Source organism: Ventrimonas faecis (genome assembly GCF_040096075.1).
Classification (GTDB): Bacteria; Bacillota; Clostridia; order Lachnospirales; family Lachnospiraceae; genus Brotaphodocola; species Brotaphodocola faecis.
This window is the reverse complement of sequence record NZ_JBBMFJ010000027.1, coordinates 40,210-56,820: the sequence shown is the minus strand read 5'-3', so window position 1 is coordinate 56,820 and position 16,611 is coordinate 40,210. Positions and strand designations below refer to the sequence as shown.

The following is a 16,611-nucleotide window of genomic DNA, read 5'->3' as shown; positions in this document are numbered from 1 at the left end:
TCACTGCTTTTTTATTTGAGAAAGAAAAAGCTGCGCAACAACCTTGGCAGGCCGTCGCGCAGCGACTTAGTTCAATAGCAATTTAGGGACGGATCTATTAAAGGTCCGGACGTTTGTACGCCCGGACCTTTTTTGATACTATATATTTACTTTTAGAACACGATCCGCACCGTGGTTCCCTCCCCCAGTGCGCTCTTTAATTCCACCTTTGCCTTATGGTAAATGGCTCCATGCTTTACAATGGAAAGTCCCAGTCCGGTTCCGCCGATCTGGCGGGAGTGGCTCTTATCCACCCGATAGAAGCGTTCGAAGATGCGCTCCTGGTCGTCCACCGGGATGCCGATGCCATCATCTTCTACGGTCAGTACCGGATGGTCTTTGATGGTGGCCACGTTGACTTCCACTTCTCCGAAGGGCTTGTTGTACTTGATGGCGTTGTCGCAGAGGTTGTAGATCATCTCGTCGAGGATCTGCGGATTGCCGTTTACTACAGTTGGTTTGCCGGTCATCATCAGGGTGATCTGGTTTTTCCTGGCCACATCCTGCAGGCGTCTTACCACATCGGAGGCAATCATGTGCAGATCCACCGGCCGCTTTTCCAGCTGGACTTTTTCTTCATCCAGCTGAGACAGGCGGATGATATCGCCCACCAGGGTGATAAGGCGCTGTGCCTCCTGATAAATCTTGCCGGAGAATCGTCCCATGTCGGATGGCTGAACCAGTCCATTCATCATGATTTCCGCATAACCGGAAATGGAAGTGAGCGGTGTTTTCAGCTCATGGGAGACATTGGCGGTGAATTCCCGGCGCAGTTCCTCGCGGCTCTGCTGCTCGGTTACATCGAGAATGACTACGACAGCACCGCTGCGGCCATTGCTCTCTGCCACCGGATTTGCCATAATCTGGTAATGGCGGTTTCCCACATCCAGCATCTGCTCACAGTGGGTACCTTTCAGTGCGCCATCTACCACCTGGCGGAAATTCCCGGAGCGGTTCAGGCTGATGATGTTGACGTTCGCCTGGTGTCCTGTGACGGTTTCCATTTTTGTGCCAGCTGCGCAGGCTTGTGCATCCGTGCTGCCTGCCCGCTGTCCTGCGCCTGCGTTTCCGGCAGCTCCGACCGAATAGTCATGTCCGGCTGCCTGCTCCACCGGAATTCCCAGCAGCTTCAACGCACTCTTATTATAGGACATCACATCGCCCTTGCTGTCCACCACAATGAAGCCTTCCCGCATGTTCTCGGTAATAGCAGTAAACTCTTCCTGCTTTTCCCGCAGTATTTCCATCTGCTGCCGGATGGTTTCTTTCTGCTTTTCCAGGCGGCGCACCAGTGGGGCCAGTTCATCGTAAACCTCGCCGGCCTTCGGATCATCCGGCTCCATCTCATTGATCGGCGCCACGATCCGCTTCGTCTGAAACTCGGCCAGGATCAGGACGCCAAGTACGATCAGAATACCCATGGCAATCATAACCGGAATGGTATGTACTACCGTGGCCAGCGCGCTCTTTGTGGTGCTGGCTACGCGGATGACGCTGCCATCGTCCAGGCGGGCTGCGTAATAGTAGGTCTGCTCAGCCAGCGTGCGAGAGGTGCGGACACTCTCTCCGCGTCCGTTTTTCAGCGCTGCCGCAATCTCCGGCCGGTCTTTATGATTTTCCAGGCTCTCGCTGTCTGCGAAGCTGTCATAAAGGACTTCTCCATCCGGGCTGACCCAGGTGATGCGGTTGACGCTGTTGCCGTCACCCCGGCTCTTTAAATGTGCAAGGTACTCTTCCCCGGACACATCCATGGCGGACTCCAGGTAACGAACCTCGGTCATAACAGACTGGCGCATCTGGGTCTGTAAGTCCTGGCATAAAAGCAGGGCTGTGATGAGCGCTGACAGCGCCATGGCAAGAAGTGCTACCAGACACAGATTCCAGTAGATTTTTCGTTTGATCTTCATGTTTCCGATTCCTCCAGCTTGTAGCCGACTCCGCGGATGGTCTCGATACAGCGGCTGGCATCTCCCAGCTTCTGCCGGAGTGTCCGGATATGGACATCCACCGTGCGGGTCTCACCGTCAAAATCATATCCCCATATTTTCGATAACAGCTGATCCCTGGTTAAGACCATGCCTTTGTTTTCCATCAGATAACAGAGCAGTTCAAATTCCTTGAAGGTAAGTGCTACCACATTTCCATCCACCGTCACCACATGGCGGTTTAAGTCTACGTGGATCGGACCTGCATTGCAGGTATCGTTTCGCTGCTCCGGCTCCGTACGGCGAAGCAGCGCGCGCACTCTGGACACCAGCTCCATCATGCCAAAGGGCTTTGGTATGTAATCATCCGCACCGCTGTCCAGGCCCACGACTTTGTCATACTCAGTTCCCTTGGCTGTCAGCATGATGACCGGAAGCCGTTTTGTGGGGCCGGCATCCCGCAGCTTCTTTAAGATGCTCAGGCCGTCCTCGTCAGGCAGCATGATGTCAAGGAGCACCAGGGACGGATATTCCTGCTTCATGGCATTCCAGAAATCCTTCGCGCAGGGGAAGCCCTTTGCGGTAAGACCCGTGGTCTGCAGCGTGTAGATTACCAGTTCCCGAATGCTTTCATCGTCTTCAACCAGATAGATCATTGTACTCTCCTTCTATTCCAGATGGGTTCCCGTGATGGAATATTCCACCCACTCCGCAATATTGGTCGCGTGGTCCCCGATCCGCTCAAAATATTTGGCGATCATCAGCATATCAATGCAGAACTCGCCCAGTTTTTCGTCGTTGTTCCCGGCACTCAGCATGCCGATCAGCTCCTGTTTTACCTTGTCAAAGAGGTCATCCACCACATCATCGTACTGGACCACCTCTTTTGCAATGTTCAAATCCCGTTTTACATAAGAATCAATACTCTGTGTCACCATGCGCATGGTAGCATCTGCCATGTCGCGGATGTGAAGGCGGCTCTTTGCCTCACGGTCATCTACAAAGCCGCAGATCTCCGCGATGTCGGACGCCTGGTCACCGATACGCTCCATATCGGAAATCATCTTCAGTGCAGAGGAAACCTGGCGCAGATCCTTTGCTACCGGCTGCTGCTGCAGCAGAAGGCGCATGCACAGGTTCTCAATCTCGCGCTCTTTCTGGTCGATCTCATGGTCGGCCTTATAAACCTCGTTGGCAAAATCACCCTCGCCCATCAGGGTGCGGGACGCATAGGAAATGGCATCCTCACAGAGGGCACCCATGCGGATAAGTTCCACATTCAACAGCTCCAGCTGTTCATCAAACCGGTTACGCATATCAACCAAACCTCCCTGTAATGTAATCTTCTGTCTTCTTGTTCTTCGGCATGGAGAAGATCTGCTCGGTCTCACCGAACTCGATCACTTCGCCCAACAGGAAGAAGGCGGTCTTGTCGGAGATACGCGCTGCCTGCTGCATATTGTGGGTTACCATGACGATAGTATAATCTTTTTTCAGTTCCACCGCAAGGTCTTCGATCTTAGATGTGGAGATCGGGTCCAGCGCGGAGGTCGGCTCATCCATCAGAAGCACCTCCGGCTGTACAGCCAGGGCTCTTGCAATGCACAGACGCTGCTGCTGTCCACCGGAAAGTCCAAGAGCGCTCTTTTTTAAGCGGTCCTTTAACTCATCCCAGATGGCTGCGTCCCGCAGGGATTTCTCTACAATATCATCGAGCTGCGCTTTGGAGCGGATACCGTGGGTACGCGGGCCATAGGCAATGTTGTCGTACACGCTCATCGGGAATGGGTTCGGCTTCTGGAATACCATACCCACTCGCTTGCGCAGAAGGTTGATATCCATATCCCCGTAAATGTCCTCGCCATCTAACAGAATGCTTCCGGTGATGCGGCATCCCTCTACCAGGTCATTCATGCGGTTTAAGGATTTTAATAAGGTAGATTTGCCGCAGCCGGACGGGCCGATGAAGGCCGTGATCTCGTTGGCCTGGATGTTTAAGTTAATGCCTTTTAAGGCTTTGAAGTCGCCGTAATATAATTCCATGTTGCTGATTGTCAGCTTATCCATAATGTTCTCCTTTTAAGCAGCCTTTCCAGATACTTTCTTTGCGATGAATCCGGATACTGCGTTGATACAAACCACAATGACCAGAAGCACGACTGCGGTAGCGTAAGACTGGTTGGTATAAAGTCCTTCATTGGTCAGCACGTACATGTGCACTGCCAGGGTTCGGCCAGAGCCGAATAAGTTGGATGGAATGCCTGCAACCGTTCCCGCTGTATACATCAGTGCCGCGGTCTCGCCTACAATACGGCCAACCGCCAGAATGATACCTGCCAGAATTCCAGGTACTGCAGATGGCAGAACTACCTGGAAAACGGTGCGGAGACGTCCGGCCCCCAGACCGAAGCTTCCTTCCCGGTAAGAATCCGGGACTGCTTTCAGGGCCTCCTCCGTGGTTCTCATGATCGTTGGAAGGATCATGATCGCCAGCGTCATGGCGCCGCCTAAGATGGTGTAAGACCAGCCCAGGGCCACCACAAACAAAAGAAATCCAAACAGGCCATAAACTATGGACGGAATGCCGGTCAGGGTCTCGGCGGTAATCCGCACGATGCTCACCAGCCGGTTGCCGCGTTTGGCGTATTCCACCAGATAGATGGCCGCGAAAATGCCAAGAGGAACTGCGATCAGCAGGGAGAGCCCTGTCATGATCACCGTATTGACCAGAGCCGGCATGAGGGATACATTTTCTGTGGTGTACTCCCACGCGAAGAGACTCGGAGTCAGGTACGGGATTCCCTTGATCAGAATATAAGCAATCAAAAACAGTAATGTCATCACCGTCAGAAACGCTGACACTGATACCAGGATCAGGAGGAGCAGTGACAGCGGGCTACGTTTATAAGACTTAAGCCACTGTCCGATGGTCTGCCGGTTGATGGCCTGAACTTCTATATTTTTCTTTTCCATAGCTGCTTCCATTACGCATTCGCCTTTCTGCTGATAATTGAGAACGACAGGTTAATGATCAGAATGAATACGAAGAGGACTACCGCCGTGGCAATCAGCGCTTCCCGGTGTAAGTCCGTCGCGTATCCCATTTCCAGTACAATGTTCGCTGTCATGGTGCGGACACCTTCCAGAATTCCTTTTGGCATACGCGCCTGGTTTCCGGCTACCATGATGACAGCCATGGTCTCACCGATGGCGCGGCCCACACCCAGGATCACACCGGCCAGAATACCGGATTTTGCAGCCGGGAGCGTGGCAAAGAATACGCTGCGCTCATGGCTGGCACCCAGGGCCAGGGAACCCTCGTAATAGCTGGACGGCACTGCGTTGATGGCAGATTCCGATACGCCGATGATGGTCGGCAGAATCATAATGCCCAGCAGGATGGAGGCCGTCAGCATGCTCTTTCCGCTTCCGCCAAAGAGCTGGGAAACCACCGGCACGATCACCACCATGCCGAAGAATCCGTATACGACGGAAGGAATGCCTGCCAGCAGGTCGATGGCCGGTTTGACCACTTTGTAAATGCGTCTCGGACAGAACTTTGACATGAAGACTGCGGTTAAAATTCCGATCGGCACACCAATGATCACAGCTCCTGCTGTTACATAAATACTGCCCAGGATCATCGGCAGGATGCCGTACAGGTTGTTGCCTGGTTTCCATTTCTCACCAGCCAGGAACTGGAACACGCCAATCTTTCCGATGGCCGGAATGCCGTTTACGAAAAGGAAGACGCAGATCATGGCCACACACAGAATGGACACGCACGCACTGAGTAAAAATGCCAGATGCATCAGCTGTTCTTTCAGATTTTTCATAGTTCTCACTTTCCTTCTTATGAAAAAAGCAGAGCAGCGGATTTTTTCACTTTCGCTGCCCTGCCACACTCGGTAATCGTTACTGAACGTCTGCCCAGTCGGTGATCTCACCGGTGAAGATGTCTTTTACGTTCTCGCTGGTCAGCTCGGTAACCGGGCTATCATTGTTGACTACAACTGCGATACCATCCATAGCGATGACGGTCGGGGTCAGGCCGGCTTCCAGCTCGCTGTCCTTTAAGTCTCTGGATGCCATACCGATATCGCATACACCCTCGATTGCGGAAGTCATACCAGTGGTGGAATCAGACTGCTGAACTTCAATCTCTACATCCGAGTTTACTGCTACATAAGCCTCTTTCAGTTTCTCCATAACCGGAGTTACGGAAGAAGAACCAGCTACAACAACCTTGCCCTTTAAGCCGGAAGCGGTGTAAGCGCCCTCGTTGCCCTGGCTGATGTAACCGTTATCCTCAACAACCTTCTGGCCATCCTCGCTCATGATGAACTTGATGAAGTCAGATGCAACATCGCTTAAGCCCTCTTTGACTGCAATGTTGAACGGACGTGCTACTTTGTACTCGCCAGCTTTGATGGCATCTACGGTTGCCTCAGCGCCGTCAATGTCAACTGCTTTTACGGTGTCATTTAAGGAACCCAGGGAAACATATCCGATTGCGCCCTTGTTGCCTGCGATGGTGGTCATCATAACGGAGGTGCTGTTGGTGATCTCTGCATCCTCGGTGGTGTTATCTACTTTCTCGCCAGCGTCGTTCTTGGTCTCGATACCGAACAGCTCGATGAAAGCGCCTCTGGTGCCGGAACCATCCTCACGGGATACTACGGTGATCGGGCCCTCTGCCTTGCCGCCAGCCGGCTCGGTGGTCTCTGCCTTCGTGTCAGCTGCTGAACTTGCTGCCTCAGTCTGTGCCTCGGTTGCTGCTGCGGTAGTCTCTGCCGGCTTGCTGCCACCACAAGCGGTCAGACTCGCGATTGTCATACCCATTGCTAATACCATTGCTAATGTTTTCTTCATAATACTTTCTCTCCTCTTCTCTCTGTTTATGAATACGCTCTGTTACGTTCTATGTTATTGTGGTTTCGATGTTCTCCATCTCTCAACCACAACTGCATTGTAAAATCTGAATGTAAAATCAAAAAGAGGGGAAATGTAAAATCGGTGTAAAACCGTTTAACAATAGAAAAAAGTCCGTGAAGCCGCATTTTCTGCGGCCTCACGGACCTGTAATATTTTACCTGTGTAATTATTCGTACAGCGGATATTTCTCGCACAGCCTGGTTACTTCGCCGCGGATGTAATCTGCCTTGTTCTCGAAATCGGTTGCTGCCAGCCAGATGCACTCGGCAATCTTCGGCATATCCTCTTCCTTTAAGCCGCGGGTGGTAACGGCCGGGGTTCCGATACGGACGCCGGAGGTTACGAACGGGCTTCTCGGCTCATTCGGAACGGTGTTCTTGTTCAGGGTGATGAAGACTTCATCACAGCGGTTCTGGAGCTCCTTACCGGAGATGTCCATGCCGCGCAGGTCTACTAACATTAAGTGGTTGTCAGTGCCGCCGGTTAAGAGTTTGAATCCACGCTCTACCAGTGCTGCGGCCAGTGCCTTTGCGTTCTTGCGAACCTGCTTCTGGTACTCGGTGAACTCTGGCTTTAATGCCTCGCCCAGGCAGACTGCCTTTGCAGCGATGACATGCTCTAACGGGCCGCCCTGGGTTCCCGGGAAGATGGCCTTGTTGAAGTTGAACTTGTCAGCGGACTCCTTGCTTGCCAGGATCATGCCGCCTCTCGGTCCGCGCAGGGTCTTGTGGGTGGTAGTGGTTACCACGTCTGCGTACGGGATCGGGCTCATATGCTCGCCTGCTGCGACCAGACCAGCGATGTGCGCCATATCTACCATTAAATATGCGCCAACCTTATCTGCGATCTCACGGAATTTCTTGAAATCGATCTCTCTTGCGTATGCGCTGGCACCTGCGAGGATCAGTTTCGGCTTGTGCTCAACAGCCAGACGCTCTACCTGATCGTAATCAAGATAGCCTTCGTCGTTTACACCGTAGGATACGATGTTGAAGTAAAGGCCGGAAAAGTTAACTGGGCTTCCATGGGACAGATGGCCGCCATGGTCAAGGCTCATGCTTAACACAGTGTCTCCCGGTTTTAACATAGCCAGGAATACTGCCATGTTTGCCTGGGCGCCAGAGTGCGGCTGAACGTTTGCGTACTCACAGCCAAACAGCTTCTTTGCACGCTCGATTGCGATCGTCTCTACCACATCGATATACTGACATCCACCGTAATAACGCTTTCCGGAATAACCCTCTGCGTATTTGTTAGTCAGTACGGTTCCCATTGCCATCATGACCGGCTCAGACACGATATTCTCGGAAGCGATGAGCTCCAGATTTCTTCTCTGACGTGCGGCTTCCTGCTCGATTGCTTTGCCGACTTCCGGGTCATAGTTTTCGATAAATTTCATTACCTCATTCACCATGGGCTTTGTCTCCTTTTCCGCAAATGCCCTCTCTCTGATACTCTCCAGGCATTTGCTTTCCTTTGTTATAATGCGGTTCCGATAAATGGAACTGCCACGTTGTGACAAAGGCACTGGGGTTGCCAGCGCCTTCGCGGTTATTTACGGTCGATTATAGTACAGCGTTTTGAAAGTGTCAAGCAATTATCACACTTCACAAATATTGTACGAAACTTTTGTGTATACAGAATATCTGATTCCGGTCTGCCTTTCAGGCATGCAGTTTGTAAGCTCTTACCACAATCTGCAGCGTCCGGTTTCCATTGTATTCATTGATATCCGGATAGTAAATGACGTCAATGCTCCGGCTGTTCTTCGCCTCCTCCACAAATTTGTCAGCCTCCGTGAATACCATGGCTTCCATGGGGCGGCCCTGCTCGGTCACCACGGTCATGCGGACTGCGTTGTTGTTGCGGCCGATGGCCCGCAGGCTGCGGATGCGGAGGTTCTTCTGGGCGAACTGGGGCTTTTCATTGCCCTGGCCGAAAGGTTCCAGGCTTTTCAGCTCGTTCACCAGCGCTTCTGATATGTACTCTAACGGCATTGCCACATCAATCCAGATCTTCGGAATGAAATCTTCCTTCGTGAGGGTGGACTGCTCGTTTAAGCGGCGGCGGAACTCCTCTACATTCTCTTCTTTTAAGGAAAAACCGGCTGCCATGGGGTGACCGCCAAATTTCAGCAGGAGCTCCTGCACACCGCACAGAGCCTTGTACATGTGATAACTTTCAATGGAGCGCCCGGAACCCTTCACGCAGTCCTCGCCCTTTGTCAACACGAAAGAGGGCTTGTTGTAGGCTTCCCGCACCCGGCCGGCAATGATCCCGGCCAAAGATTCATGACAATCCGGCAGATAAACCACCAGCACATCATCGTCTGCAAGCTCGGTATCCACCTGCTCAAAGGCCTGCTCCATGCCGGCCTGGGTCATGTCTTTGCGCTCTTCATTCAGAAGTTTTAACTCGGCCGCCATTTTCTCGGCGCGGGAGCTGCGCTGCATTTCCTGGCCCAGACACTTCTCCAGAAGCCCGGTCATGCTTCCGCTGGCATTCGGTTCCTCACAAAGCAGCAGCTCCAGCGCCAGCTGCGCGGTCTTTAACCGTCCGCTGGCATTCAGGCACGGTCCGATGACAAAGCCGATGTGGTACGCCGTCAGGTTGTAGATATCCAGTCCGCAGGCCTCCACCAGGGCGCGCAGTCCGGCACTGGCGGTATGGGGAATCTGTTTTAGTCCCCAGCGCACGATGATGCGGTTCTCATCCTGCAGCTTCATGACATCTCCCACGGTGGCAATGGCCGCAAACTCCAGCATATCTTTCCATTCCTGCTCCGGCACGCCGCTCTTTTCATAGAGCACCTGCACCAGCTTGTAAGCCACCACGCCGCCGCAGATTCCGGCAAACAGGTAGGAGCAGTCGTCCCGGTGTGGATTCACCACCGCGTCCGCTTCTGGCAGAACCTGACTGCCATCCTCCGCCCGGACCACTTCGTGGTGATCTGTCACGATGACGGTCATGCCAAGCTCTTTGGCCAGACGCACCTGTTCCAGAGCCGCAATGCCGTTATCGCAGGTGACGATGGTGTCGATTCCGTCTTCCTTCGCCTTGCGGATAATGGATTCGTTGATGCCGTAGCCATCCCGGATACGCTCCGGAATCTGGTAGTCCACATGACCACCGCACCGGGTCAGCCCCCGGTAAAGCAGGTAGGTAGAGCATACGCCGTCGATATCGTAATCCCCCACAATGCGGATGCAGGCGCCCGCCCGGATCTTCTCCAGAATCAGAGATGCTGCCTTGTCCATATCCTTCATGAGGTGGGGATCGTAAAGCTGGTCCAGGGTGCCGTTTAAATAACGGTCGATGGCTTCTTCCCCCTCCACATCCCGGTTCCGGATAATGCGGGCTGTGACCGGGCTGATATGAAACCGGGCGGCAACCGCGTTAAAATCCGCCCGCTTGGTCTGCAGCATCCAGATGGATTCCTGATGATTTCTCATATATATAACAATTCCTTTCGTAAACCTGACTGTAACCGTGCAAGCACGCTTCTGGCTCTCTTGCACTCGTTGCATTATATCACAGATGCGGTTTCATTTCCACGAACAACTTTCCGCATTGCATTCAGCCCCCCAATGGGATATACTGTTACTGTTCCGGCAAAACTTTCAATATACGATATGGTTTTGCCCACACGCAATTACTAAAGGAGACTTAGGTATGAGTAACAATAAGGAAAAATCCGACTCCGGCAACTTCCTGGTCCAGGGAAGCATTCTGGCCGCTGCCGGTATCATTGTCCGGTTCATCGGACTGCTCTACAAGATTCCCATGACCCGGGCCATCGGAGATGAGGGAATCGGCTATTACAATACTGCATACGAAATCTACAACATTGGCCTGATCCTGTCCTCCTACAGTCTGCCGCTGGCTATTTCCAAGCTGATCGCGGCACGGCGCGTGCACGGGAAGAATCAGGATGTACAGCGGGTCTTTAAGGCCGGACTGCTCTTCGGTCTTGTGGCCGGCGGCCTGATGACACTGTTTTTACTGTTTGGCGCCGACTGGATCACCGTTCACATCTTCAACAGCCCCAACAGTGCCCTGCCGTTAAAGGTCATGGCGCCGACCATTCTGGTCTTTTCCATTATGGGCGTGGTGCGGGGCTACTTCCAGGGACTGGGCAACATGGTGCCAACCTCCATTTCCCAGGTCATTGAGCAAGTGGTAAACGCAGTCATCAGCGTGGCTGCTTCCTTCGCTTTCATGCACTGGTTCGCGAACCGGGAAACTCCGGCTGCCTACGGCGCTGCGGGCGGCACCCTGGGTACACTTTCCGGTGCACTGGCTGCTTTCGTGTTCCTGACTTTGCTGATGTTTTTATACCGGAAGCAGAACGCCAAAGCCCTGCACAGACCGCAGGAAGACCGCCTGGAGAGCTGGAATCATGTATACACGGCGCTGTTTCTGACGCTGACTCCGATCATCCTCAGCCAGTTTGTGTACCAGTTAAGCGGTTCTGTGGATAACTCCATGTTCGGCTTCCTGATGAGTGGAAAAGGTCTCACCGAGAAAGAACGCCTTTCCCTGCTGGGCATCTACGGCGGCAAGTACCGCCTGCTTTCCAACGTGCCGGTGGCGGTGGCTTCTTCCCTTGGAACTTCCATGATCCCGAGCATTGTGCGCTCCCGCGCCCAGAAGAACCGTACCGATGTCATGTACAAGATCCGCCTGACCATCAAGTTTAATATGCTGATTGCCATTCCCTGTGCATTCGGTATGGCAGCACTGGCTTCTCCGGTTCTGCGGCTCATCTTCCGCGACAGCCGGGATCTGACCCGGAACCTGCTGATGTTGGGCGCTCCGGCCGTCATCTTCTTCTCCCTCTCCACCGTCACCAATGCGGTGCTTCAGGGAATTGACCTGATGAGAAAGTCTGTTACCCACTCCGCTATTTCCCTGGTAATTCACGCGGCGCTGGTATATGTGATGTTAAAATATTTAAACCTGGGCGTATACGGCCTGGTCATTGGCAACGTAACCTTTGCTCTGGTGGTCTGTGTCCTGAACTGGCACGCCATCGGAAAGGCCCTGCGTTACCGTCAGGAGGTCAAAACCACCTTCCTGCTGCCCTGCGCCTGCGCGGCTGTCATGGGCGTAATCGCCTTCCTGGTTTATTCCCTGGTCAACAACGTGACCGGTTACTACCAGATCGGACTCCTGATCAGTGTTCCGGTAGCCATGGTGGTCTACGGACTCCTGATCGTGCTGACCAAGGCCGTGACCGCAGAGGAACTGCCGGATATGCCGTTTGGCATGCGGATCCTGCGGCTGTGCCGGAAATTCCATTTGATGTAAGAAACGCCAAAACATAAATCCAAAATCAGAAAATCCTGTACCGGAGGTGTGATTCGCACGCACACTCTGATACAGGATTTTTTATTGCTCATACATTCTTCTTTTTTCGAATTATTACGCGTTGCCCCGCTCCACACTCCGCACCGTCCACAGCACAAACAACACAGCCAGCACCATCTGCAGCGCCATGCTCACGCCCATCCAGTGGCTGATGAGGGGATTGTCTGCCTGGTTGCCGAACCAGGTTCCTACCTGCACCCAGCTCTGGTTACCGGCCGTCAGCCGTCCGATGACCTGGGCGAAGGTGGCAATGGGATTCACCAGCAGCACATATAAAAGACTGCCGGATCCACTGCTCACGCCGCCGGATTCCGCGGATGCCAGGTACGCCCCGATCTGCATCTGGTTGATGTAGGTAACCAGAAAGTTGATGCCGTAGGTTCCAGCTGTCAGCACCGCGGTCACCGCGTAAGCAGCTACCGTAGCCGCCGTGGTCCGGCGAAACAGTGCCGAACAGCACAGGCCAATACTTCCCATGAACACTGCTGCGGCAAAGAAGCAGCACACCAGAAGCAGCAGATCCGATGCCGTCACACCGCCGTAGACAAACACCATAGCCAGGATCGGCAGGCTGGATACTACCATGAGAAACATGGTGCCCAGGGCCGCCTCCAGCTTGCCCAGCACAATATCCGCCGGGGTCATGCAGGTGGTCAGCATCAGATCCAGAGTCTGGCGCTCCCGCTCCCCGCTGATGCTCCCCGCCGTCACTGCCGGCATGATGAGGATCAGCATCAGAAATTCCAGGGATGCCACGAACATGTACAGATCCAGAAATCCCGTGTACTGCACCTCCGCCGTCAGCCGTACCTGAGCCAGGGCTGAGTACATGTTTAACAGTGCCACCAGAGCCAGAATCCCGTTAAACACCAGGAGCACCAGCGCCAGCTTAAAGCTTCGGACACTTATCATGCACTCCCGTTTATAGACCGGATTCGTCTTCATAGGACAACACCACCTTTTCCTCATTGTGATCCGTGATCTGCATAAAGATCGACTCCAGGCTTCCCGGCTCCCGCATAAAGCCGCGCACCGGAATGCCGGCCTCGATCATCTGCTTTAACAGTTCACTCTCCCGGTGCTCATCTCCGGTAAAGCCCACCATAATATCTTTCTCGCAGATGGAGATGGTCCGCACCATGGGGCTTTCCTTTAAGAAGGCCAGGGCTTTTTCCATCTCATCGTGCACGCTGATGATGATCTGCTTGGAGGTGTAAATCCGCTCCATGATCTCATCCATGCTTCCGGAGAGCACCATCTTCCCGGCATCAATGATGCCGATGTCCGTGCAGAGTTCGGAAAGTTCCGCCAGGTTGTGGGAGCTTAAGAGAATGGTCTTTCCCTGCTCATGCAGTTCCCATACCATCTGCCGGAATTCCAAATGTGTACGTGGGTCCAGTCCGGCTGTCGGCTCATCCATGATCAGAAGCTCCGGGTCATGGATCAGCGCCCGGGCCAGGCAGAGTCTCTGCTGCATACCGCGGGAAAGTCCGTCCACAAAGGCATCCATGCGGTCTCCCAGCCCCACCTGCTCTAAAAGACTTCGGGCGCGTTTTCGCGCCTCAAAGCCCTCCAAGTGGTAGCAGGCCGCAAAAAATTCCATATATTCTGACACCTTTAAATTATCATACAGGCCGAAGTGGTCCGGCACATAGCCGATCCGCCTGCGCAGGTCCATGGTGTTGCCCAGCATATCTTTGCCATCCAGCTCCACTGTTCCCTGATCCGGCTTTAAGAGGCCGGTCATAATTTTTATAGTAGTCGTCTTTCCTGCTCCATTTGGGCCCACAAAACCAAACAGGGCCCCGTCCTTTAGTTCCATGTCCAGTCCATCCAGGGCATGGTAATTTCCGTATTTTTTATGTAATCCCTGAATCTTTAACATCCGCGTTCCCTCCCTGCTACCATCGGCATTGGAAGCTGAATGGCATCAAAGCCGCCTCCGTTGTAGGCATAGCGCACTGTCAGCGTATTGCCCGGAGACAGGTACGATTTTAACTGTTCCACATCCAATGTGGTTCCCTCCAGTTCCATCTTGTCAAAGTTTCCGGTGGCATAATTATAGAAGTAAATGCTTCCGGTAAAGATGCGGCTCAGGCTGCTGCCGCTTCCGGCAAACTCCTCAGACACCGTTTCAAAGGTCAGGCTTTCCACCTCAATATCGGTTCCGAACTGATACTCCAGCGTCAGCGGTTCCGCGCCGCTCATGGAGTTGGTTTCCGCGTCATAACTGCCGCCCAGCACCTTCGGCGTTTTCATGAGCACAGAGCGGTAGATGGAACTGTCTCTGGAAGCATTGACCGGCACCGTCTGGGTCAGCATGGTGATGCCATAGGTCTCCTCGGACGGGTTCTTTAAGAACTGGCTTTCCTCCTTCTGGGTACTGAAGGCAATGACCCGGGCATCCGCGGTGTAACCGTTTAAATAGTTGTCCAGATAGAAGCGGGTCAGGTTGGAACGCTCCACCGCCAGCATATAGTTCTTGTTGCGGATATCCGCGGAAGCATAGGCATCCTCCCCGGAGATATGCTCCGCCGCCAGATAAGAATCTCCCAGCGGGTAGCGAAGCAGCTCATAGTCCGCCAGATTTTTAGTCTCGCCCGGCTCCATGCGTCCGATCTGCACCATATTTCCGTACAGCACCAGAGTCGCGTTTTCAATCGGGTACGGGAACTGGTTGGTCAGCGTCCCCTGAATCTGTCCCTCAAAGTAATCCACCTCGCCGGTGATGCCTACCCGGTCCGTGTTTTCCGTGCGCCGTTCCAGCCGGAAATAGCGCGGAGTAAACGCGGAAATGTTCTGGCCTTTCACCGTCAGCATATCTTCCTCGGTGCGGATTGCAATCTGATATGGCTCATCCACATCCAGAGACTGTCCGCCCACGGTATACTGGCTGCTTCTTGTGATGGGAAGCAGGCGGTAACCCGGATCCAGTTCCACGGTGTACGGGCGGTTGTAGGGATTTCGGATATTGATGTAGGTCGTATCCGTGATATAATCATCGGTCACATCCTGAATGGCCGCATAGGTGTAGAACGTAGAACGGAAGCGGGTCGGCATGCCAAGTACATACACCAGGGCCGAAAAGCCCAGCGCTACGATCACCACACCTTTGCGGTACATATTCTGAAGGCCGCGGCCGCGCAGAAACAGATAAAGCCCCGGCCCCAGAATGATCAGATACAGGCCGGTTATCCCCACATACAGCCAGAGGTTCGGCAGCTTATCCACATCTCCGGTGTTAATTAACCCCTGAACCGCCCAGAAGCGGCCGGAATTGCCGCTGTAAACCACCTCGGCAAGCTGATTGATGCGCTCCTCGCCAAGTAAATTGGTAAACAGGTAATCCACATAGGAGGTCTGCTTTTCACAGAAATCCGCAATGTCGCCCAGATCAAAGGCGGCTACAGCCACCAGTCCCTGCTCCTTCACTGCCGCAGTCAGAAGCGGAAAACCGTTGCTGGAGAGGATGACGTTGCCACCGTGCAGCGGTACATCCACACAGGAAATAGCCAGCATGCCGGCTCCCGGTTCATTCACTGCGGTAAAATCTTCTGCCAGGTTGATATGCGTGATATTGGGCGTTCCGTAAGAATCGTCCAGAAGCTCCGGCGCAAAGCGGCCCAGGGTGTCATCTACCCGGTCGCCGGTGCCCAGGATCAGCACGCCGCCGTCCTGAACCCAGTTCATGATTGCTGCCGTCTGCGTTCCGGAAAGATCCCGGAGCTTATAATCATTCACCACCAGTACGTCAAAAAGGCTGAGTCCCACCTCATCCTCCGGAAAGTCTGTGCCATCCAGCTCAAAGGTGCGGGTGCGCAGGGTACTGTAATTGATGCCAACACCGTTGAAATAGTGAAGCTCCCAGGGCGCGTCCGAGAGCACGCCCACAAACAGCTCCGGCACATCCCGGCTCACATTCAGCTTCACCTTACGGTTTAAGAGTACATTGTCAGAACTATCTGTCAGAGACAGCACCAGCTCATCGGCCGCCGTGCCAAGCGGAATGTAGTAGCGCGTTGTTTCACTGCCCTTCGCCTCCACCTCCACGCCGTAATCGTAGCGGTATACGGTCTCATCGGATTCTCTTGTTTTGATTTCCAGGGTTCCCTCTACCGGAGTCTCCTGGTTATTCTGTATGGTGACATTCACCGGCAGGTAGCGCCCGCCCTTGGCGCTGTCCTCATAGCCATAGCTTACATCCATGCTCACCGGATCATCCTGCGCCCAGGCCGGAGCGCAAAAAGCCAGACCGCCCAAAAAGCCGGCAGCCACCAAACAGACTGCCGCCCTTTTCAGGGGTCTGACCATCCGGATGTCTGAAAATTTTTTTCTATTCATC

Annotated in this window: 13 protein-coding genes; 1 reads left to right on the top strand and 12 read right to left on the bottom strand. The window is 53.6% G+C overall.

Annotated features, from left to right (window positions below; translation table 11 throughout):
* Window positions 1-152: 152 nt before the first annotated feature.
* The 9 genes from WMO41_RS12295 to recJ form a co-directional block, all read right to left on the bottom strand.
* Entirely contained in the window at window positions 153-1,946 is a 1,794-nt protein-coding gene (locus tag WMO41_RS12295; protein ID WP_349230005.1) for an ATP-binding protein, read from the bottom strand.
* A complete protein-coding gene (locus tag WMO41_RS12290) occupies window positions 1,943-2,620 on the bottom strand; it encodes a response regulator transcription factor (protein ID WP_349230004.1) in 678 nt (225 codons plus the stop codon). Before WMO41_RS12290 ends, WMO41_RS12295 begins: the two co-directional genes overlap by 4 nt.
* Window positions 2,621-2,632: 12 nt before the next feature.
* A complete protein-coding gene (phoU, locus tag WMO41_RS12285; RefSeq protein WP_349230003.1) occupies window positions 2,633-3,280 on the bottom strand; it encodes a phosphate signaling complex protein PhoU in 648 nt (215 codons plus the stop codon).
* 1 nt (window position 3,281) lies between these two features.
* A complete protein-coding gene (gene pstB, locus WMO41_RS12280; RefSeq protein ID WP_177292126.1) occupies window positions 3,282-4,031 on the bottom strand; it encodes a phosphate ABC transporter ATP-binding protein PstB in 750 nt (249 codons plus the stop codon).
* A gap of 12 nt (window positions 4,032-4,043) precedes the next feature.
* A complete protein-coding gene (pstA, locus tag WMO41_RS12275; RefSeq protein ID WP_494338462.1) occupies window positions 4,044-4,949 on the bottom strand; it encodes a phosphate ABC transporter permease PstA in 906 nt (301 codons plus the stop codon).
* Complete coding sequence (pstC, locus tag WMO41_RS12270; RefSeq protein WP_349230001.1) at window positions 4,949-5,800, bottom strand: phosphate ABC transporter permease subunit PstC; 852 nt, start codon at window positions 5,798-5,800, stop codon at window positions 4,949-4,951. Before pstC ends, pstA begins: the two co-directional genes overlap by 1 nt.
* Before the next feature lie 79 nt (window positions 5,801-5,879).
* Window positions 5,880-6,836 carry a substrate-binding domain-containing protein gene (locus tag WMO41_RS12265; RefSeq protein ID WP_349230000.1) on the bottom strand — a complete coding sequence of 319 codons (957 nt, stop codon included), beginning with the start codon at window positions 6,834-6,836 and terminating at the stop codon, window positions 5,880-5,882.
* Between the two features lie 229 nt (window positions 6,837-7,065).
* On the bottom strand, window positions 7,066-8,313 hold the full coding sequence (glyA, locus tag WMO41_RS12260; protein WP_349229999.1) for a serine hydroxymethyltransferase: 1,248 nt from the start codon (window positions 8,311-8,313) through the stop codon (window positions 7,066-7,068).
* Between the two features lie 250 nt (window positions 8,314-8,563).
* Entirely contained in the window at window positions 8,564-10,351 is a 1,788-nt protein-coding gene (gene recJ / locus WMO41_RS12255) for a single-stranded-DNA-specific exonuclease RecJ (protein WP_349229998.1), read from the bottom strand.
* A gap of 220 nt (window positions 10,352-10,571) precedes the next feature.
* Here recJ and WMO41_RS12250 point away from each other — a divergent pair, with 220 nt between their 5' ends.
* Window positions 10,572-12,209, top strand: coding sequence for a putative polysaccharide biosynthesis protein (locus tag WMO41_RS12250; protein WP_349229997.1), 1,638 nt, complete (start codon window positions 10,572-10,574; stop codon window positions 12,207-12,209).
* A 114-nt stretch (window positions 12,210-12,323) separates the two neighbouring features.
* On the opposite strand, the gene WMO41_RS12245 is transcribed toward WMO41_RS12250, so the two are convergent.
* Genes WMO41_RS12245 through WMO41_RS12235 form a run of 3 tightly spaced genes read right to left on the bottom strand, consistent with a single transcriptional unit; the run spans window position 12,324 to window position 16,610 of the window.
* Window positions 12,324-13,214: an ABC transporter permease gene (locus WMO41_RS12245; protein WP_349229996.1), complete on the bottom strand. Its 891-nt coding sequence runs from the start codon at window positions 13,212-13,214 to the stop codon at window positions 12,324-12,326.
* Window positions 13,192-14,154, bottom strand: a complete 963-nt coding sequence (locus WMO41_RS12240; protein ID WP_349229995.1) for an ABC transporter ATP-binding protein — start codon at window positions 14,152-14,154, stop codon at window positions 13,192-13,194. The genes WMO41_RS12245 and WMO41_RS12240 overlap by 23 nt, the downstream gene beginning before the upstream one ends.
* Window positions 14,148-16,610, bottom strand: a complete 2,463-nt coding sequence (locus WMO41_RS12235) for a DUF8725 domain-containing protein (protein ID WP_349229994.1) — start codon at window positions 16,608-16,610, stop codon at window positions 14,148-14,150. Before WMO41_RS12235 ends, WMO41_RS12240 begins: the two co-directional genes overlap by 7 nt.
* Window position 16,611 lies beyond the last annotated feature (1 nt).